This is a genomic window from Sorangium sp. So ce117 (assembly GCF_051524395.1).
Lineage (GTDB): Bacteria > Myxococcota_A > Polyangia > Polyangiales > Polyangiaceae > Sorangium > Sorangium cellulosum_B.
Genome location: NZ_CP150309.1, coordinates 12,455,384 through 12,475,776 on the forward strand (window position 1 = coordinate 12,455,384; position 20,393 = coordinate 12,475,776).

Annotated in this window: 11 protein-coding genes; 8 read left to right on the forward strand and 3 right to left on the reverse strand. The window is 72.6% G+C overall.

All coding sequences use genetic code 11. The features are described from left to right. Both WMF46_RS46730 and WMF46_RS46735 read left to right on the forward strand, forming a co-directional pair. Complete coding sequence (locus tag WMF46_RS46730; RefSeq protein WP_437983158.1) at positions 1–693, forward strand: histidine kinase; 693 nt, start codon at positions 1–3, stop codon at positions 691–693. Continuing rightward, on the forward strand, positions 693–1,064 hold the full coding sequence (locus tag WMF46_RS46735; RefSeq protein WP_437983159.1) for a response regulator: 372 nt from the start codon (positions 693–695) through the stop codon (positions 1,062–1,064). The genes WMF46_RS46730 and WMF46_RS46735 overlap by 1 nt, the downstream gene beginning before the upstream one ends. Positions 1,065–1,148: 84 nt before the next feature. On the opposite strand, the gene WMF46_RS46740 is transcribed toward WMF46_RS46735, so the two are convergent. Next, positions 1,149–2,579, reverse strand: a complete 1,431-nt coding sequence (locus WMF46_RS46740) for a helix-turn-helix domain-containing protein (RefSeq protein WP_437983160.1) — start codon at positions 2,577–2,579, stop codon at positions 1,149–1,151. A 210-nt stretch (positions 2,580–2,789) separates the two neighbouring features. Here WMF46_RS46740 and aceB point away from each other — a divergent pair, with 210 nt between their 5' ends. The 5 genes from aceB to WMF46_RS46765 all read left to right on the forward strand — a co-directional run bounded on the left by aceB (position 2,790) and on the right by WMF46_RS46765 (position 13,436). Further along, entirely contained in the window at positions 2,790–4,412 is a 1,623-nt protein-coding gene (gene aceB, locus WMF46_RS46745; protein WP_437983161.1) for a malate synthase A, read from the forward strand. A 75-nt stretch (positions 4,413–4,487) separates the two neighbouring features. After that, the gene (gene aceA, locus WMF46_RS46750) at positions 4,488–5,786 is read left to right on the forward strand and encodes an isocitrate lyase (protein ID WP_437547590.1); all 1,299 of its coding nucleotides are present in this window, start codon (positions 4,488–4,490) and stop codon (positions 5,784–5,786) included. A 302-nt stretch (positions 5,787–6,088) separates the two neighbouring features. Then, positions 6,089–8,449 (forward strand): glutamine--tRNA ligase/YqeY domain fusion protein, encoded by a 2,361-nt coding sequence (locus WMF46_RS46755; RefSeq protein ID WP_437983162.1) that lies wholly within the window; start codon positions 6,089–6,091, stop codon positions 8,447–8,449. Positions 8,450–8,742: 293 nt separating this feature from the next. Further along, positions 8,743–9,477, forward strand: a complete 735-nt coding sequence (locus WMF46_RS46760; protein ID WP_437983163.1) for a hypothetical protein — start codon at positions 8,743–8,745, stop codon at positions 9,475–9,477. An 11-nt stretch (positions 9,478–9,488) separates the two neighbouring features. Further along, entirely contained in the window at positions 9,489–13,436 is a 3,948-nt protein-coding gene (locus WMF46_RS46765) for a serine/threonine-protein kinase (protein WP_437983164.1), read from the forward strand. A 34-nt stretch (positions 13,437–13,470) separates the two neighbouring features. Here WMF46_RS46765 and WMF46_RS46770 read toward each other — a convergent pair whose 3' ends face one another. Both WMF46_RS46770 and WMF46_RS46775 read right to left on the reverse strand, forming a co-directional pair. Continuing rightward, positions 13,471–17,745 carry a serine/threonine-protein kinase gene (locus tag WMF46_RS46770; protein ID WP_437983165.1) on the reverse strand — a complete coding sequence of 1,425 codons (4,275 nt, stop codon included), beginning with the start codon at positions 17,743–17,745 and terminating at the stop codon, positions 13,471–13,473. A gap of 7 nt (positions 17,746–17,752) precedes the next feature. Continuing rightward, a complete protein-coding gene (locus WMF46_RS46775; RefSeq protein ID WP_437983166.1) occupies positions 17,753–18,481 on the reverse strand; it encodes a hypothetical protein in 729 nt (242 codons plus the stop codon). Between the two features lie 293 nt (positions 18,482–18,774). Between WMF46_RS46775 and WMF46_RS46780 the strand changes: the two genes are divergently transcribed. Next, positions 18,775–20,259, forward strand: a complete 1,485-nt coding sequence (locus tag WMF46_RS46780; protein WP_437983167.1) for a serine/threonine-protein kinase — start codon at positions 18,775–18,777, stop codon at positions 20,257–20,259. Positions 20,260–20,393: the final 134 nt, after the last annotated feature.

A 20,393-nucleotide genomic window follows, 5' to 3' on the forward strand; every position in this document is an offset into this window, starting at 1 on the left:
ATGAGCGAAAAGGGGCTGTCCGACTCGATTTACAAGCTGTTCGCGCGCGCGGGGCACGACGTGCGCGGGCCCGCCGGGGTGGTGGCCACGGCGCTGAACGAGCTGGAGAGCGTCCTCGGGGGCGAGGCCACCGCCCAGAACGCGGCGTACTTCACCATGGCGCGGCGGGGCGTGCGCCGCCTGCTGCGCCTCGCCGACCGCTACACCGCCGCGTCGGAGCTGTCGCGGCAGCTCGACGCCCAGGCGCAGCCGCTCGACCTCGAGGCGCTCGTCCAGAAGGCCGTCGCGGAGGCGTCGTTCGTCTACGGGCGGCGCGACGTCACGGTGGCGCTCGACCTCGCCCCCGTGCGCGGCTTCGCGCACGCAGCGTCGATGACCGCGGCGCTCTCGGACGCGCTCATGCTCGTCCTGAACGTCGCCCGCGCGCGGGTCGTGGTGGCGCTCGCGGCCCATGGGGATCGCGCGCGGGTGGTGCTGACGAGCGACTCGAGCGCGGCCTCGGTGGAGAAGCTCTTCGAGGCGGCGCTCGCGCCGGACGCGGATCCGCTCGCCGACGGCGGGCTGCCCGTCCGGGTGATCGACGGCGTGCTCAAGGCGCACGGCGGCGAGGCGCGGGCCGACCGCGTCGGCGCGGAGACGCAGATCACCCTGGAGTGGCCGCTGAACGCGGCCGATCGCAAGGCGGGGGCCTGATGAGCGCGGAGCTGCCGCACGTGCTGGTGCTCGACGACGACGACGACACGGCGGCGCTGCTCGGCATGGCGCTCCGCCGCCGCGGCTTCCGCGTGCTCGTGGCGCGCTCGTGCGAGGAAGCGCGCTCGATGCTCGCCGGGAGCGCGGTCGACGCCCTGGTGACGGACGTGTCGCTCCCCGACGGCAGCGGCGTCGAGCTTGTCGCGTCGCTCGCGGACAGGCCGCGGGCGGTGATCGTGGTGAGCGGATTCGGCGGGGACGACGATCGTGAGAAGAGCCGGGCGGCCGGCGCTCACGAGCACATGGTCAAGCCCATCGACGTGGCCCGGCTCGTGGCCACGCTCAACGAGCTGCTCGGGCGGCCCAGCTGAGCGGGCCGCCGGCGATCCCGCGCCGCGCGATGGCCGCCCCGGCGCGCGGCGCAGGGCGGCCGCGGGCTCGCCTCACTTGTCGCCTCACTTGTCGACCGACGCGTAGAACGAGACGCCCCGCCGGTTCTCGTCGAGGCGGAGCGGGTGCTGCAGCGCCGGCAGCGCGCGCTGGGCGCAGTCGAGGCGCTCGCAGGTCCGGCACGTGACGCCGACGGGCACGGCCGCGCCGATGTTGTCCAGGTCGATCCCGTCGGCATAGACGAGCTCGCGGGCATAGCGGACGTCGCAGCCCATGCCGATCGACTGCACCGTGTGGGGGACGTGGTAGCCGCCGCGGTCGCTGCGCACGGTGCGCGCGATGCAGAAGTAGACGGCGCCGTCGGGCATCTGCGAGAGCTGGATCCGGATCATGCCGGGCGTCATCAGGGCGGCGTGGACGTTCCAGCGGGGACACGCGCCGCTGAACCGCGCGAACCGTATGCCGGAGCCGCTGAAGCGCTTCGAGATGTTGCCCGCGATGTCGATGCGGACCATGTGCATCGGCACCCCCTCGGCGCCCGGCCGGCGGAGCGTCGTCAGCCGGTGGCACACCTGCTCGAAGCTCGTGCCGAACCGGTGCGCGAGGAGCTCGATGTCGTAGCGCTCGGCGCGCGCCGCCTCCAGGAACGGCTGGTACGGCATGAGGATGGCGGCGGCGAAGTAGTTGGCCAGCGCGACGCGGGCGAGCGCGCGGGACTCCGGGGTCGTGAGGTTCTCGTCGCGCAGGATGCGGTCGATGGCCGTCGATTGCGTCAGGAGGCCGAGCTGGTGCGCGAGCTGGAACCTGCGGCTCCGGGGCGGCAGCACCTCGGAGATGCTCAGCACGCGCCTGTCGGGGTCGTACCGCCGCATCGCCTGGCGCTCGTCCGCGACCCGGACGATGCGCACCTCGATGCCGCGCGTCGCGTGGAGGTACCGGACGAGGCCGCGGTAGACGTCGTCCGCGTCGAGCTCCGCCTCGCGCCAGAGCGCCTCGGCGCCTTCCTCGATCTCCGCGAAATGGTTCATCCGGCGCTGGATGAGATCGCTGACCTCCTCGGACGGTAGGCGCGAGTTGTCGACCGCGACGAACCCGTCCCCCGCCAGCCGCTCTCCCAGCGTATCCAGCGATTCACGCGTCGTCGCGTAGGTCCGGTAGAGCGTGAGCACCGCGCGCGCGACGTTCGGGGACGCCGCGACGAGCTCGCGCAGATCCGCGTTCGTCAGCCCGTGGCTCTCGAAGATAGGGTCGCCGAACACCTCGTGGAGATCGGCCGTGAGCCGGACGTCCTCTTCCGACGCGAAGTTCTGGAGGTCGAGCTGGAATATCTGGGCGAGCCGGATGAGCAGCGGCGCAGTCAGCGGACGCCGGTTGTTCTCTATCAAGTTCAGATAGCTCGCCGAGACACCGAGGCGCTCCGCCAGATCGACCTGCGTCATGTGCTCGCGACGCCGGAGCGCGCGGACCTTGGCTCCAAGAAGAGGTGCATCGGCCATGGGGACCCTCCCGACGTGACCAGGACAACCTGGATGAAATGTAGGCGCAGCTCGCCTGGTGGAAATTTACAATAGTTTACACGTTAACAAGCTGTAAAGCCCTTTCGTCTACATCGTTATCCGCCTGCATTTCAGAGCGAAGTTGACGCTGAAACCTCGTCGACAAACATAGGTTGCTTGTAACGACGCGCAGCGTTGCAGGAGATGTGGATGAGCCAGAATCATGAGATCGCAAGCGTCCGCTTGCTCGCTCCTCGGGTCGGGGGCGACGAGTCCGTCCTCACGCCAGAGGCCCTTCGCTTCCTCTCCGGTCTTGGGCGCAAGTTCGCTGACCGGGTACCCGCCCTGCTCGCCCGGCGGCGCGCCGTGCAAGAGCGGCTGAACGCGGGCGAGCGGTTCGATTTTCTCCCCGGGACGCGGGATGTGCGCGAGGGCGACTGGACGGTGGCGCCGCTGCCCGACGACCTGCTTGACCGGCGCGTGGAGATCACGGGTCCGGTCGATCCCAAGATGATCATCAACGCGCTGAACTCCGGCGCGAGCGTGTTCATGGCCGATTTCGAGGACGCCACGTCGCCCACGTGGAAGAACCTCATCGAGGGGCAAGCGGCCCTGAGGCTCGCGGCGCGGCGCGAGCTCCGTTACGACGACCCGGCGACCGGCAAGCGTTACGCCCTCGGGGACAGGCTGGCGACGCTGCTCGTGCGCCCTCGCGGCTGGCACCTCCCGGAGAAGCACGTCGAGCTCGATGGCAAGCCGCTGCCGGGCGGGCTCTTCGATTTCGGACTCTATTTCTTCCACAACGCGCGTGAGCTCGTCCGCCGCGGTACCGGGCCTTACTTCTATCTGCCGAAGATGGAGAGTCACCTGGAGGCGCGCCTCTGGAACGACGTCTTCGTGTTCGCGCAAGAGGCGCTGGGCCTCCCCATCGGCACCATCAAGGCCACGGTCCTCATCGAGACGCTGCCCGCGGCGTTCGAGATGGACGAGATCCTCCACGAGCTGCGGCAGCACTCGGCCGGCCTCAACTGCGGTCGCTGGGACTACATCTTCAGCTTCATCAAGAAGCTCCGGAACGACCCCGCCTGCGTGATGCCGGACCGCTCGCAGGTGACGATGGAGCAGCATTTCCTGCGCTCGTACACGCAGCTGCTCGTGAAGACGTGCCACCGCCGCGGCGTGCACGCGATGGGCGGCATGGCGGCGCAGATCCCGATCAAGAGCGACCCGGAGGCGAACCGCGCGGCGCTCGACAAGGTGCGCGCGGACAAGCTGCGCGAGGTGAAGGACGGACACGACGGCACCTGGGTCGCGCACCCGGGGCTCGTGCCGCTCGCGCGCGAGGTGTTCGACGCGCACATGCCGGCCGCGAACCAGATCGAGCGCAAGCGCGAGGACGTCCGCGTCTCGGCGGCCGACCTGCTGCGCGTCCCGGAGGGCGCGCGCACCGAGGCGGGCCTGCGCCACAACATCCGGGTCGGCGTCCAGTACCTCGAGGCGTGGATCAGCGGCCTCGGCTGCGTCCCGCTCTACAACCTGATGGAGGACGCGGCCACCGCGGAGATCTCCCGCACGCAGGTCTGGCAATGGATCCGCCACGGGGCGACGCTCGACGACGGTCAGCCGCTCACCGTGGAGCGCTTCCGCGCGGCGGTGGACGGCGAGATGGCCGCGCTCCGCGGTGCGCTCGGCCCGGCGCGCTTCGACGGCGGCCGCTTCGCCGAGGCGCGCGCGCTGTTCGAGCGGCTGTCGATCGGAGAGACCTTCGAGGAGTTCCTCACGCTGCCTGCTTACGAGCTCTTGATCTCCACCGCCGGAGAGCGGCGCTCGTGAAGCCCGGCGCGCTTCGTTTGACGTCGACACAGCGGCCGCTGCCGCCCCAAACCCCAACGCACTAGGAGCCCAGTCATGTCCGCTGCTTTCCCGCTGAACACGCCGATCTCCGCCGACTCCCTGCACGCGCCGCCGAGCGACACCGTCCCGGGCCGGTGGAGCGGCGTCGTCCGCCCGTACTCCGAGGCGGACGTCGCGCGCCTCCGCGGCACCGTCCGTATCGACTACACGCTCGCGACCCTCGGCGCCAAGCGGCTCTGGAACCTGATGCACTCCGAGCCTTACGTGGCGGCGCTCGGCGCCCTCACCGGCAACCAGGCGATGCAGCAGGTCCGGGCCGGGCTCAAGGCCATCTACCTGAGCGGGTGGCAGGTGGCGGCCGACAACAACGAGGCCGGGACCATGTACCCCGACCAGAGCCTGTACCCGGCGAACAGCGTCCCGACGCTCGTGCGCCGCATCAACCAGGCGCTCCTCCGCGCCGACCAGATCGAGAACGCCGAGGGCAAGGCGGGGCGCTACTGGCTCGCGCCCATCATGGCCGACGCGGAGGCGGGCTTCGGCGGGCCGCTCAACGCGTTCGAGCTGATGAAGGCCATGATCGAGGCGGGCGCCTCGGGCGTTCACTTCGAGGACCAGCTCGCCTCCGAGAAGAAGTGCGGGCACATGGGCGGCAAGGTCCTCGTTCCGACCAGCCAGTTCATCCGCACCCTGATCGCGGCCCGCCTCGCCAGCGACGTCATGGGCGTACCGACCGTCCTCGTGGCCCGCACCGACGCCGACAGCGCCAAGCTGATCACGTCCGACGTCGACCCGCGCGACAAGCCGTTCGTCACGGGGGAGCGCACGCCCGAGGGCTTCTTCGTGCTGAAGGGCGGCCTCGAGGCGGCCATCGCGCGCGGGCTCGCGTACGCGCCCTACGCGGACCTCGTCTGGTGCGAGACCTCGACGCCGGACCTCGATCAGGCGAAGCGCTTCGCGGAGGGGATCCACAAGCAGTTCCCGGGCAAGCTGCTCGCCTACAACTGCTCGCCTTCGTTCAACTGGAAGAAGCACCTCGACGACGCGACGATCGCCCGGTTCCAGCGCGAGCTCGGCGCGATGGGGTACAAGTTCCAGTTCGTGACCCTCGCCGGGTTCCACTCGCTGAATCACAGCATGTTCGAGCTCGCCCGCCAGTACCAGCGCCGGGGGATGGCGGCGTACTCCGAGCTCCAGCAGGCCGAGTTCGCCGGCGAGCAGTTCGGCTACAGCGCGACCCGCCACCAGCGCGAGGTCGGGACGGGCTACTTCGACGAGGTCGCCCAGGTGATCTCGGGCGGCGCTGCGTCCACGCTGGCCCTGCACGAGTCCACCGAGGCCGCCCAGTTCTGAGCGCCCGCGCGGGCGTGCGCCGTCCGCCGCGCCCGCCCGCGCCTGCCCGCCGCGGCGCCGCCCGCGCGGCGCCCGGCCGCCGCCGCCCCGGGTAGCCCGCCGGCCCCGTCCGCGCCGCGTCTCTGCCCCGTCTGCCCGCGGGCCCCGGCCGCGCCTCTCCCTCCTCTCCTCGCGAATCCTCGCGAAGCGCCCGTCCTTGCGGGCTCCGCGCCGGGCGGACGCCGTCTCCGCGGTGGCCCGGCGGGTGCCGTTTGAGTAGGCTCGGCGCGGGCGGCGCCGCCCGAGCCGAGGTGAAAAGAGCTGTGACAACGCAGAGCCCCAGAGCGAGCGACGCTGACAGCAGCGTCGCCGCGTCCAACTTCATCCGCAACATCATCGCCGAGGACCTCGCCGCCGGCAGGCACACGCGGGTCGTGACCCGGTTCCCGCCCGAGCCGAACGGCTACCTGCACATCGGACATGCGAAGTCGATCCTGCTCAATTTCGGGCTGGCGGCGGACTTCGGGGGCGCGTGTCACATGCGCTTCGACGACACGAACCCGGCCGCCGAGGACATGGAGTACGTGGAGTCGATCCTGCGGGACGTGCGCTGGCTCGGCGGCGACTGGGGCGACAAGCTCTTCTTCGCGTCGGACTACTTCGAGCGGCTTTACGCCTTCGCGGTGGAGCTCATCCAGAAGGGCAGCGCCTACGTGTGCAGCCTGAGCGAGGCAGAGACCCGCGAGCTCCGCGGCACCGTCACGGAGCCCGGTCGGGAGAGCCCCTACAGGAACAGGTCCGTCGCGGAGAGCCTGGATCTCTTCGCCCGGATGAGAGCAGGGGAGTTCCCGGAGGGCGCGCACGTGCTCAGGGCCAAGATCGACATGGCCGCTCCCAACATGAAGATGCGCGATCCGCCGATCTACCGCATCAAGCGCGCGCGCCACTACCGGACGGGCGACGCGTGGTGCGTCTACCCGCTCTACGACTTCGCTCACAGCCTGTCCGACGCGATCGAGGGGATCACCCACTCGATCTGCACGCTGGAGTTCGAGAACAACCGGGAGCTGTACGACTGGATCATCGAGCACCTCGACGTCCCGTCCCGCCCTCGCCAGTACGAGTTCGCTCGGCTCAACCTGAGCTACACGGTGATGAGCAAGCGAAAGCTGCTCGCGCTCGTGAAGGGCGGGCTCGTGACGGGCTGGGACGACCCGCGCATGCCCACCATCGCCGGCCTCCGGCGCCGCGGGGTGACGCCCGAGGCCATCCGCTCGTTCTGCGAGGAGATCGGCGTCGCCAAGACGAACAGCATGGTGGACATCGCCAAGTTCGAGTCGTGCGTCCGCGACGACCTGAACCTCCGCGCCCCGCGCGTCATGGCGGTGCTGCGCCCCCTCCGGGTCGTCCTCGAGAACTACCCCGAGGGGCAGGTGGAGGAGATCGACGCGCCCTACTGGCCCGAGGACGTGCCGAGGGAAGGCTCCCGCAAGGTCCCGCTGTCCCGGGTGCTCTACATCGAGCGCGACGACTTCCTCCAGGACCCCCCCAAGAAGTGGTTCCGGCTCGCGCCCGGGCAGCAGGTGCGGCTCCGCTACGCCGGGTTCATCACCTGTCGCGACGTGGTGAGAGACGAGGCCACAGGAGAGGTCGTCGAGCTCCGCTGCACGTACGATCGCCCCACGAAGAGCGGTGAGGCGCCCGACGGCCGCAAGCCGAAGGGAACGTTGCACTGGGTCTCGGCCGCCCACGCGCTCACCGCCGAGGTCCGGCTCTACGACCGGCTCTTCGCGGCCGAGCGGCCCGACGCGGTCGACGAGGGAAAGGATTTCCTGGAGAACTTGAATCCTGGTTCGCTGGTTGTCCTGAGCGGGTGTCAGGTGGAACCGAGCCTGTCCACGGTCGAGAAGGGGAGCCACGTCCAGTTCGAGCGCCAGGGGTTCTTCTTCGTGGACCCCATCGACTCCGCGCCCGGCGCGCCCGTCTTCAACCGCACGGTGGCGCTCAAGGACTCGTGGTCGAGGCTCTCGGCCGAGAAGCCCGCTCGGGCCCCTGGGCCCGCGCCCGAGGGCCCGGCCGCGAAGGCGCCGCCGCCGGAGCCTCGGCGCGAGCGCGCGCCCTTCGAGGAGCGCCTCGCGCGGCTCGACCCGGCGCGGGCCGAGAAGGCCAGACACCTCATCGATACACGTGGGATACCGGGCGATGACGCGGTGGTCCTGGCCGACGACGACGGCCTCCTCCGGCTCTTCGAGGAGACGGTCGCCGTGCACGACAACCCCCGGGGCGCCGCCAACTGGGTCATCCACTCGGTCGCCCGGGAGCTGAAGGACAGGAAGGCAGGCGACCTCCCCGTCTCGGGTGCGCAGCTCGGCGAGCTCCTGGCGCTGATCGATGACGGGACGATTTCCGGGAAGATCGCAAAAGATGTCCTCGCTGAGATAATGCAGCAGGGCGGTAGTCCGAAGGCGATCGTCGCGCAGAGAGGGCTCCGGCAGGTCGCCGACGAAGGCGCCCTGGAGCGCATCGTCGACCAGATCATCGCCGGCCATCCAGGCGAGGTTTCCCGCTTCCGCGCGGGGAATTCGAAGCTGATCGGGTTCTTCGTCGGCCAGGTCATGAAGGCCTCCGGCGGTAAGGCGAACCCCGACCTGGTCAATACGCTGCTGGCCAGGAAGCTGGCGTAAATCTCCCACCCACGCGCTGTTTCGCTTCCCCCCCGACGCGGGGTGCGCCCGAGTGCTGCGCTCTGCGTTATCCCACTCCCGGCACCTGACTAGGTGTTGCGTGTCGTGGCGGTGTGCAGAAACATGTCCAGCAAAATGTCCATAAATCAATTGAACTTGATAGATGGAGTGGTGTAAATCTGATTGGTACTATGGAGTTTGCACGCCAGTTCGCTCTCCTCGCTTGCGTGGCTGTGTCGTTCTCGCAGGCCGCTTGCGTCGCGTCTGCCGAGCTCGAAGGGGAGGATGAGGCGGTGGCAGCGGTCCAGCAGGAGGTGACGATTCACAACGCGCTGACGGCCAACGCGCTGACGGCCAACGCGCTGACCGCCAACGCGTTGACCGCCAACGCGCTGACGGCCAACGCGCTGACGGCCAACGCGCTGACCGCCAACTCGCTGACGAGAGGCGCGCTCCGTGATCCCGTGTCGAGGGAGCTACTCAGCTTCATCGTGAGCTGCGCGCTCCCCGAGGAGGAGCGCGTCGAGGTCAAGGTCGACGGGGTGCAGTACAGCTTCGACGGGGATCTCGGCCTCGCGCCCGAGTGGGGCCAGAAGCGCGGCTCGTGTGATGAAAGCTGCCAGGAGTGGGTCTCCGCGTGCCTGCTCGCGCGCGTGAACTACCGGGGCGAGCACGTCATGATCTCGCTCCGCGGAAAGAACCGGGCGCTCTCGTCCTCGAAGTGGGAGCGGGCGAGATACGACACCTCGGAGGCGACCTACTTCGGCAACGTCTTCGGCGAGCACCAGCGCCTCCTCGCCTGCCTCGCGCCGGGCAAGAGGTCGATCCCCCGCGTCTGCGGGCCCTCGGTCGAGAACTGCCCGATCGATGTCGTGGGCAAATGTGAGGATGTGTGCGATGGGCCGAGGTCGGACGGCAGCTTCTCGGACTGCCACGACCGCGAGCCACTCAAGCTGCCGTGCGGCACCCCCGTCTTTCCGCGCGGCACCGACCGCTACAAGGCTTCGGTGTCCGTCTTCCTCGAGTAGCATCGAGCCGCGTGGATTCCGGCGCAGTCCTCGCGAGCCGCTTCGTCGTCGGGCAGCAGGTCGCGGCCGGGGGGATGGGGACGGTCTATCGCGCGCACGACCGCCTCGACGACCGCCCGGTCGCCCTCAAGGTCCTGCACAGCCGCGAGGCGTTCGACGTCGAGCGGTTCGAGCGTGAGTCGCAGATCCTCGCCGAGCTGAGCCACCCGGGGATCGTGCGGTACGTCGCGCATGGGCGGACCAGCGCCGGGGACCACTACCTCGCCATGGAGTGGCTGGAGGGGGAGGACCTGGCGGCGTGCCTCGCGCGCCGCCAGCTCGCGCTCGCCGAGAGCCTCGCGGTGCTGCGCAGGACGGCGGACGCGCTCGCCTTCGCGCACTCGCGCGGGATCATCCACCGCGACGTCAAGCCGAGCAACATCTTCCTCGTCGCCGGCGATGTCGGCCAGCTCAGGCTCGTCGACTTCGGGATCGCGCGCCCCGACGGGGAGTCGCGGCGGCTCACCTACACGGGCGGGATCCTCGGAACGCCGGGGTACATCGCGCCCGAGCAGATCGAGGGCGGCGGCGCCCTCGACGCGCGGGCGGACGTGTTCTCGCTCGCGTGCGTCTTCTACGAGTGCATCGCGGGCCGCCCGGCCTTCGAGGGGGCGCACGTCATGGCGGCGCTCGCCAAGCTCCTGTTCCAGCAGACGCCCCGGCTGCGCGACGTCCGCGCGGACGTCCCGGAGCCGCTGGAGCGCCTCATGGACCGGATGATGGCGAAGAACCCCGAGGACCGGCCGCGCGACTGCGGAGACGTCGGGGTCGAGCTCTCGGAGATCGCGGAGGCGCTCGACGCCTGGGCGACGCCGCGGCCCGCGACGCTGGCCTCGCCGCGCGACGCGACCATGCGCTCGGCGCGGGTCGACGGGTTCCTCACGCGTAGCGAGCAGCGGCTCGTGTCCCTCGTGCTCGCCGGCGAGCCGGACGACGTGCAGATGAGCGTCGCGGCGGCCGGCGGCGTGCCCAGCGCCTCGGACGTCTCGAGCGTGCTGCAGGAGCTCTCGAGCGAGGGCCCGGGCTCCGCGGTGCCGCGCTCGGAGGTGCGGGCCGCGGTGGAGCCCTACGGCGCCCACATCACGGAGATCTCGCGAGGTTCGCTCATCGCGATCCTCGCCGGCGCCGGGAGCGCCGTGGACCGGGCCGAGCGGGCGGCGCGGTGCGCGCTCGCGCTGCGCGCGCGGTTCCCAGGCATCCCGCTCGCCGTCGCCACGGGGCGCGGCGTGTCGTCGGCGAAGCTCATCGAGGGCGACGTCATCGACCGGGGGGTGCGCGCCCTGCGGGCCGCGCAAGCCGGGGCGGTCCGGCTCGACGACGTGACGGCCAGCGTCGTCGGCGGCCGGCTCAAGGTGGAGACCGACGAGAACGGGCCCTTCCTCGCGACCGAGACGGCGGCCGACGAGAGCGTCCCCGTGCTCCTCGGGAAGCCGAGCGTCTGGGTCGGCCGCATCCGCGAGCTGTCCATGCTGGAGGGCGTGTTCTCCGGGTGCGTGACCGAGTCGCTGGCGAGCGCGGTGCTCGTGATCGGCGCGGCGGGGTCCGGGAAGTCGAGGCTCCGCCTGGAGTTCCTCACCCGGGTGCGGCGCCAGTTCGGGTCGGTGGAGATCCTCTCCGGGCGGGCCGAGTCGATGGCCGCGGGGTCTCCGTTCGGCCTCATCGCCGACGCGATCCACAAGGCGGCGGGGATGCGCGAGGGCGAGCCGGTGGAGGCCCGGCGGCGCAAGCTGACGCGCCGGCTCGGGCGCCACCTGAGCGGCGAGGCGCTGAGCCGGATCGCGGCCTTCCTGGGCGAGCTCTCGCGGACGCCGTTCCCCGATGGCGAGACGAGCGGGCTGCGCGCGGCGCGCGACAACGCGATGCTCATGGCCGACGCGACGCGCGCGGCGTGGGAGGACTGGCTCGCCGCCGAGTGCGCGGCGCAGCCGGTGCTGCTCGTGCTCGAGGACCTGCACTTCGGCGATCCGGCGACCGTGCGCCTCATCGATCAGACGCTCCGGAACCTCCGGGACCTGCCGCTCATGCTGCTCGCGCTGGCCCGACCCGAGGTGAACAAGCAGTTCCCCGGGCTGTGGACCGACCGGGAGGTGCAGACGATCAAGCTCGGGCCGCTGCCCGCCAAGGCGAGCGAGCGCATGGTGCGGAGCGCGCTCGGCGAGGACACGCCCGCGGAGACGGTGGCCCGGGTCGTGGACCGGGCCGACGGCAACCCGTTCTACCTGGAGGAGCTCATCCGCGCGGTCGCGACGGGCAAGGGGGACGTGCTGCCCGACTCGGTGCTGGGCACGGTCGAGGCGCGGCTCGACGCCGAGGGGCACGAGGCGAAGCGCGTGCTGCGGGCCGCGAGCATCTTCGGCGACCGCTTCTCGAAGCTCGCGGTGGCGGCGCTGCTCGGCGGCGCGACGCGCGTGAAGGAGACCGAGACGTGGCTCGACGCGCTCGCGGCGCGGGAGCTCATCGCCCCGGTCTCGACGCCGGGGTGGCTCATCCCGACGGACTACGTGTTCCGCCACGCGATCGTGCGCGAGGCCGCGTACGCGATGCTCACGGAGCCGGACCGCGCCCTCGGCCACAAGCTGGCCGGCGAGTGGCTCGAGCGCAGCGGGCACACCGACGCGATGGCGCTCGCGGAGCACTTCCGCCGCGGCGGCGAGCCGGTGCGCGCGGTGCGGTGGTACCGGAGGGCCGCGGAGCAGGCGCTCGAGGCGAACGATCTGGCGAGCGCGCTCGCGCGCGCCGAGATGGGCGTCCAGTGCGGAGCGGCCGACGAGGAGCTCGGGCGGCTGCGGCTCGTGGAGGCCGAGATCAGCCTGTGGCAGGGAGAGGCGGCGCTCGCCGCGCAGCGCGGCACCGAGGCGGCGAGCCTCGTCCGGACGGGCAGCTCGCCGTGGTTCCGCGCGATCGGGCAGGTGATCATCGCGGAGGGGAAGCTCGGCCACTTCGATCGCGTCGAGGCGTGGGCGACGCGGGCGGCCGAGGCGGCGGGCGCGATCAGCGCGCGGATCATGTGCCTGTGCGACGCCGCGACGTTCCTGAGCTTCGGCGGCCGCTACGCGGCGGCCGACGCGCTGATCCAGATGCTCGAGGCGGCCGCGAGCGAGCCGGCCGGGCTCGAGCCGCAGGCGGCGGGGCTCTACCAGCAGGCGCGTGCGGTCCGGGCGCAGACGAGGGGCGACACCGGGGCCGCGCTGAGCGGGTTCACGGCGGCGAGCGCGGCGTTCGAGCAGGCCGGCGACCGCCGGAACGCCTGCGCGGCGCGCTCGAACCTGGGCTTCTTGTACGGTGAGCTCGGCGACTTCGAGGTGGCCGAGTCGGAGCTCCGGACGGCGCTCGCCGCGGCGCAGCGCATGGGCCTCGACGACCTGGAGACGGCCGCGCTTCAGAACCTCGGCTACGTCATCGCCCACCTGGGGCAGCTCGAGGAGGCGAAGCTCCTCGAGCAGCGCGCCGCCGCGGCGTTCCAGCAGCATGGCGACCGGCGCATGGAGGGCGTGACGCTGACGTACATGGCGAAGATCATGCTCCTGTCGGGCGATCCCGTGGCCGCCGAGCGCGAGGCGCGCGCCGCGGTCGAGGCGCTGGTGGTGGCGCCTCCGCTCCGCGCCGCCGCCGTGGCGGTGCTCTCGCGCGCGCTGCTCGCGCAGGGCCGCCCGGAAGAGGCGCTGCCGGCCGCGCGCGAGGCGTTCGTGCAGCTCGAGGAGGCGGGCTCGCTCGAGGAGGGCGAGTCGCTCGTGCGGCTCGCCTACGCCGAGGCGCTCGCGGCGGCGGGCGCCGCGCGCGAGGCGGCGGAGGCGCTCGCCGTCGCGCGCCAGCACCTGCTCGACCGCGCGGCGAAGATCAGCGACGCGGCGTGGCGGGAGCGGTTCTTGACGTGCGTGCCCGACAACGCGAAGACCCTCGCGCTCGCCGCCGCCGGGTGACACGTCGCGGGGCGGCGGCGACCGGGCGGCCTGCCTACGCCGGCTGCGTCGCCTGATCCAGGGCGGCCTCCGCCGCCTCGCGCTCGGCGATGGCGGCGGCGTGGCGGCGCAGCCGGTCGCCCATCACGTTCGGGATGCGCTCCGCGGCCTCGATCGCGGCCGAGAGCGCGCCGCGCGCGGCGGCGAGCCGGCCGCGGCGCAGCGCGGTCACCGCGCGGATCTCGAGGACCTCGATGTGCTCCTGGCCCACGGAGCTCTGGGCCGAGCGGTCCACGAGCGCGTCCCACGCGGCGTCGTCCGCGGAGCCCCCGTCCTGGGTGGCCAGATCGATCATGGCGCAGAGCACCGCCTCCGAGGGGACCATCAGCGCGTCGGCCTGGCCCTCGGCGCTGGCTCGCTCCTGCATCTCGCGCATCTGCTCGAACAGCGCGCGCGCCTCGGCCTGTTCGCCGCAAAAGAAGAGGAACCGGGCCTTGAGGAGCAAGGCGACAGGCCGGCACACCCCGCAGAGCCGGTGCCGCTCGATCTCGAGCGCGCGATCGATGTGCGGCCCCGCCGCCGCGAGGTCGTCCATGAGGTAGAGGTACTCGCCGAGGTTGTACTCGCCGACCCGCTCCAGCGCGCCCTGGCCGAGGTCGCGCGCGAGCGCGAGCACCCGCTCGAGGTCGGCGATCATCCGGGCCTTGTCGCCGCGGCACGCCCAGAGGAGCGCGCGGTTGTTCGTCACGGAGCAGAGGTGGAGCGTGTCGTGGTGCGCCTCGCAGAGCGCGATCGCCCGGCCGAGCGCGTCCTCTGCGTCGTCGAGCCGGCCGAGCCCCTGGAGGACGAAGCCGAGCATGAGCAGCGAGATGACGAGCGTCTCGTACCCGTCGTCGCCGAGCGAGGCGGCCGACGCCGCCGCGCGCTCGAGCGCCGCGGCCGCCTCTTCCTCCCGGCTGAAGCGGTGGAGCGTGCGCCCGGCGCCGAGCGCGAGGCGCGCGGTGAGCGCCGGCGACAGCGTGATCCCGTCGGCGAGCACGCCCGCCTCCTCGACGCGCTCCTCGGAGCTCTTGACCTCGTCCATCCAGTCGAGCGCCGTGGCCTCGTCGAGCAGGATGTCGATCTGCGCCGGGATGTCGCCGCGCGCCCGCGCGATGGCCCGCGCGCTGGCGAAATCGGCGAGCGCGTCGTGGTAGCGGCCCAGGCGGTAGCGCATGAGGCCGCGGCCCCGGTGCGCGGCCGCGCGGTCGGGGCGCACCCCGCCCGGCGCGCGGCGGCTGGGCGGGCCTCCGCCCGGGGCCGTCGGCTCGATCGGCTGCTCCAGGGCGCGGCTGTAGAGCGTCTCCGCGTCGAGGTAGGCGTGCCGGGCGCGCGCGCGCTCCGCGAGGGTGAGGTAGGCGATCTCCGCGATCTCGCCGAGGCCCGCCTGGGCGGCGTGGTACGCGAACGGGATGAGGCGATCGTTCTTGAGGTGCGGCGCGTCGCGCTCGCCGGCCTCGTCGCTCGCGGCGTCGCGGTGCAGCTTGAAGGCCGCGAGGTGGACGCGCCGGCGGAGCGGCTCGGGCGCGCCGCGGGCCACCGCCTCGCGGACCAGCGCGTGGCGGAAGCCGATGCGGCCCCGCCGGTCCTGGACGAGGAGGCCCGCGGCGATCAGGCGCTTCACGGCGACCGCGGCGTCGAGCGGGAGGTCGTCGGCCTCGCCGTGCTCGTCGAGCCGGTGGAGCACGCCGGCCACCTCGGCGACCGCGACGTCGGGGCCGAGCAGCGCGATGAGCCGCGCGTGCGCCTGCAGCGCGGGCGGGAGCGCGTCGATCTCGCCGAGCGCGAGCCAGTCGAGGAGCGGCATGTCGGGGAGCCGATCGAGCTCGTCGGTGGCGAGGTACCACGCGTCGCCCCGCGGGTGCCGGCGCACGACGCCCCCCCGCTTGAGGCCGCGCACGAGCTCGATGAGCAGGAGCGGGACGCCCTGCGCGCGCTCGACGAGGTGCGCGACCGCGGGCTCGGGCACGTCCTCCGCGGGCAGGAGCAGCCGCCGGCAGAGGGCGATCGCGCTCTCGCGATCGAGCGCCTCGAGGCGGTAGGTCTCGCGGCGCGCGGCGCGCTCGCCGAAGGAGGGGCGCGCGCTCTCGAAGCTCGGCCGCCCGAACGCGCAGATGAAGAGCGGCGCCTGCGCCTCGGCGAGCGCCGCGTACTCGAGCGCGGCGAGCGCCGCGTCGTCGGCCACGTGCGCGTCGTCGAGCACCACGAAGAGCGGCGTCCGGCGCGATCGCCGGCGGAGGGCCTCGCCGGCGGCCACGGAGAGCGCGGCGCGGAGCGCGCCGGGCGCCGCGGAGAGCGCGCGGAGCTCCGGGTAGCGCTCCTCGGCGAGCGGGTCGTCGCTGATCCAGCCGAGCGCGAGCGCCACGGCGGCCCCGAGCCGCGCCTGCTGCGCGCCCGCGAGGCGGCGCCGGAGGAGCGCGCTGCCGCCGTCCGCCGGAGGGGACGACGGCAGCGCGAGCGCCCGCTGCAGGATCTCCCGGACGACGCGATCGGCCCCGCCCGCGACCGGCTCGCCGGTCCGGAGCTCGATCACCTCGGCGCTCCCCTCGATCGCGCGCAGCCGCTGCGCGAGCGCGCCGGCGAGGCGGCTCTTGCCGTGGCCGGCCACGCCGATGACGCTGGCGATGGTGGGCGTCGCGGTCGCCACGGCGTCGCGCGCGCCCGCGACCAGCGCGTCGAGCACGTCGCTCCGGCCGAACAGCGGCTGGGAGCTCGAGTCGAACGCGGTGTCGGCGTCGGGCAGGGCGGCGGCCAGCCCGGGCCGGGCGGAGGCCGGTCCTGGCGGGGGGAGGCCGTCGCCCGGGGCCTGGGAGGCGTCGTCGCCGAGCGCCGCCGCGGCCGCCGGCGACAGGCTGAGGCCCAGAGGGCCGCCCGCCGCGAGCCGATCTTCGCGGTGGAAGAGCGGGCTCAGGAACCGCCGCGTGCCGTCGGGCCGCGGCTGGACGGACACGGTCGCGAGGTCGAGCAGCCCGCGGGAGAGGACGCGCTGCTGCTCTAGCTCGCGGCCGGCGTGCGCCGCGCGGCGCAGCGGGCTCGCGCCGTCCGCGTGATCGAAGACGGCGACGAAGCGGCCTCCCGCGGCGTGGGCGAGCTCGCCGCCCAGCGCGCTGAGCCTCCGCTGGAGGGCCACGACGTCGAGCTCGGCCTCGAAGAAGAGGAGCGCGACGGCGCGCCGCTCGACGCTGCGGGCGCTCGGCGGCGGCGGATCGGTGGTGGGGCTCCTGACGCGCGAGGGGCGGCGCTCCTGCCCGCGCTCGAAGCTCTCCAGGGCGGCGCCGAGCGCCGCGGCGCTCGCGAAGCGCTGGCCCCTGTCCTTCGCGAGGCACCGGAGCACGATCTCCTCGAGCGAGCGCGAGATCGGCGCGATCAGGGAGGGCCGCGGGGGGCGGCGGCCGAGGTGGTCCTGCCGCACCAGGGCGGGAGGTCCCCAGAAGGGCGGCTTGCCGGTGAGCAGCTCGAACAGCACGGCGCCGAGGGCGTACACGTCCGCGCGCGCGTCGACGTCGCCGCGGCCGTCGCACTGCTCGGGGGCCATGTACTCGGCGGTGCCGGGCGCGTCGCTCTCGGCGGTGAGGCGGGGCGACGGCTCGCGGTGCCCCGCGGCGAGGCCAAGATCGATGATGGTGGCGCGGTGCCCGCCGTCTCCGGCGCGCGCGGCGAGCGGCGCGCCGTAGACGAAGATGTTCTCCGGCTTGACGTCGCGGTGCACGTAGCCGCGCGCGTGGATCGCCTCGAGGGCCCGGAGCGCGGCGCGCGCGAGGGCGCACGCCTCGCGCGCCGGCATCGGCCCGGCGACCCCGCGCGCCACGAGGCGGTCGGCGAGCGTGGGGCCGTCGAGGTACTCCATGACGAAGTACGGCGCGCCCGAGGCGAGCTGGCCGCACCCGTAGACGGCGGGCACGTGGGGCGGCCCGACGTCGTAGAGGGCCCGCATCTCCTTGACGAGGCGCGCGCTCGCGTCCGGCTGGCCGGCGCGTGCGACCTTGATCGCCACGGTCGGGCCGCCCTCCTCGGGCTCGGCCGAGAACACGGCCCCGAACCCGCCTGCGCCGGCGAGCCGGACGCCCCGGTAGCCTTCGATGCTGGGCAGCGCGGTCGCGCTCAGCCAGCTGCCGCTGGGCTCGTCCGCGCCGCCGGGCGCGCCGGGCTCCGGGCTGGCCTGCCGCACCACGGGGCCGTGCTCCGGACACCCCGGATCCGCGTGCGCGACGCGCCTGCCGCACTCCTTGCACCGCGCCGTGGGCGCCCCGGAGCCAGCCGCGCTTCCGCCTCGATGAGCATCGGGCAACATGGGGGCCTCATGGCAGGAACGTCGTAATCACCGCGGGCCACGACTCGCCTCGATCGTCGGCGCAGCTCGGGCGATGGCCGTCGGCCGCGCTGAGCGCGTCACACGCGAGATCGCATGAGCCCACGATGTGAATGTTCGGGCATTCTCGGACGCCCCCTCCGGGCTCGGCGAGCCCCGCGGCGCAGTCCCTGCTGAGGGCCCGAGAGCTCTCCACGTTGGATTCGTTGTAGCAGGCATAGAGGCGGGGCGGGGTCGCGAAGAGATCGCCCCAGAACGCGCCTTCCTCCATCGGATACGACTCGACCTCGCTCGCGTTCGGGTGCCTGAGGGCGAGGTGCGCCGCGCGCGACGAGATCATCACGGAGACGCCGGCCCGGTTGGCGCGCGACGCCACGCAGGCCGAGACCCACTGCTCCCGGGACTCGCTCAGCGGCGCGATGGCCCAGCTCGCGGCGAGCCCGAGGTAACCCGGGTAGACCTCCTCGCGCAGCTCGCCGCGCTCGTCGCGCCACGAGAACCTGAACGACTGCGACGGGGTCAGCGCGCAGCCGACGATGTATTGAAGGAGCTGCCTGGACATCGCGCCGAGCTCCCCCGGGCGGGTGATGGCGGCGCGGACCGCCGCCGAGATGGCGTTCGAGGCGAGTCTGTTCGGGGCGAGCGCAATCGGGTTGAGGGCGTTCGGGTTGAGGGCGTTCGGGTTGAGGGCGTTCGGGTTCAGCGCGTTGTGATTCACGAGCGCACTTGAGACCTCGTCGACCGACCCCCACTCCGCGGGAAATCCGTCGCTGCCACCGCAGCACGGCACTGAAGCCAACAGAAATGTGTGTGCGCACAGCGCTCGGATTCGCCTCTTCATCTGTCCCCCTCCGCGCCCGTTCTGCTAGCAGATGGAATAGGCTACCGTAAGGATAACGATGGATTTACTGTACCACTTGGCGAAGCGGCGTGTAGCGCCAACCCGGCCGTCTAGCGCGGAGAAAATCCTCGCTCGGGTGAGTCCTTAGTCGCATCGGGGGGGTTATGACGATGGATGCTTTGGCGACACGAGATAACGAGACGCGGGCATTTTCGCTGGAGGAGAGGTCCTTTTCCCGAGGCGAGCTGCCGTGCGGCACGCGGGCGGGTGCGTACGGCATTGTGTCGCCCATCGCCCGGGGCGGATGTGGGGCTGTGTACGAGGCCATTCACCTCCAGACCGGCGCGCGCGTGGCGATGAAGGTGCTCCACGGGACGCTCGCCGCGTCGCCGAAGATGGTGAAGCGCTTCCTGCGCGAGATCGAGGTGGTGCGGCTGCTCAATCACCCCGGGATCGTCGAGATTCATGACGCCGGCGAGCTCGCGGACGGCCGGCCATTTTATGTGATGGAGCACCTCGACGGGGTGACGCTCGACGTGCTCCTCCGGCAGGAGGGGCGGCTCTCGCCGGAGCAGGCGCTCGAGCTGCTCGAGCCGGTCTGCTCGGCGCTCGACGCGGCGCACGCGGCCGGGATCATCCATCGCGACGTGAAGGGCAGCAACATCTTCGTCTCGCGGGGCGCCTCGCGGGCGGTCAAGCTCCTCGATTTCGGGATCGCCAAGCTGATGGAGCCGGACGAGGGGGCGAGCGGCTTCACCACGGCGGGGAGGGCGCCTGGCACCCTCACGATCATGGCGCCCGAGCAGATCCTCGGCGGCGTCCTCGACGCGCGCGTGGACGTGTATGCGCTCGGCGTCCTCTTGCACAGGCTCCTCACGGGCAAGCTCCCGTTCTACTCGCCGGACGCGACCGAGCTGCTCCGGCAGCACCTGGAGGAGCCCGCGCCGCGCCCGAGCCGGCGGACCCCGCTGCCGCCCGCGCTCGACGCGGTGGTGCTGCGCTGCATGGAGAAGCAGCCGGAGCACCGCTATCCCTCGGTGAAGAGCTTCCTCTACACGCTGCGCGAGGCGGTCGGCGAGCCGACGTCGGGGCGGAGCAGCATGCCGGAGCTCCAGACCGACGCGATCGCGATCTACCTCGATCTCCGGGTGCGCACCGACGCCGACGATCTCGACGACGCGCTCGCCGAGGAGCTCGGCCTCGTGCTCGACCTCGCGGAGGAGCGCCTCCGGGACGCCGGGCTCACGCTGGTCTCCGTGACCGGCAGCGAGATCCTCGCGGTGCGCCTCCTCTCCGGCGAGCTGCGGGAGTCGCTGCTGGAGCGCGCGGCGGTGATCGAGATCGCCGCCTCGCTCCACGAGGAGATCGGGCTGAGGAGCGGCCCGGACACGCGCGTGCACACGAACCTGTGCCTGCACGCCGGGCAGGTCGTGGTGCGCTCGGCGAACCACCCGGAGATCATCGGCGGCGACCTGGCCCGGGTCGGGGCGTGGGCGCCCGTCGACGCGGTGCACGCGCTCTGCGCGACGGAGGCGGCGGTCCGCGGGATCGGCGGACTCGAGCTCTCCGCGGGGCCGCCCGGGCTCCTGCTGATCGGCGAGCTCTCCGGGCACTGCTCCTCGCCGGCGCCGACGCTGCGGTGCCGCGCGCTCTGACGCGGCCAGCGTCGGCCCTTCAGCGGCGCGCGCCGCGCCCCCGCGACGCGCGATGTCAGGCCGGCGACGGGCGCGCGCTCGGCGTGGACCCCCTGGCCGACTCGGGAGCTCCCGGAGTCGATATGACGACGCAA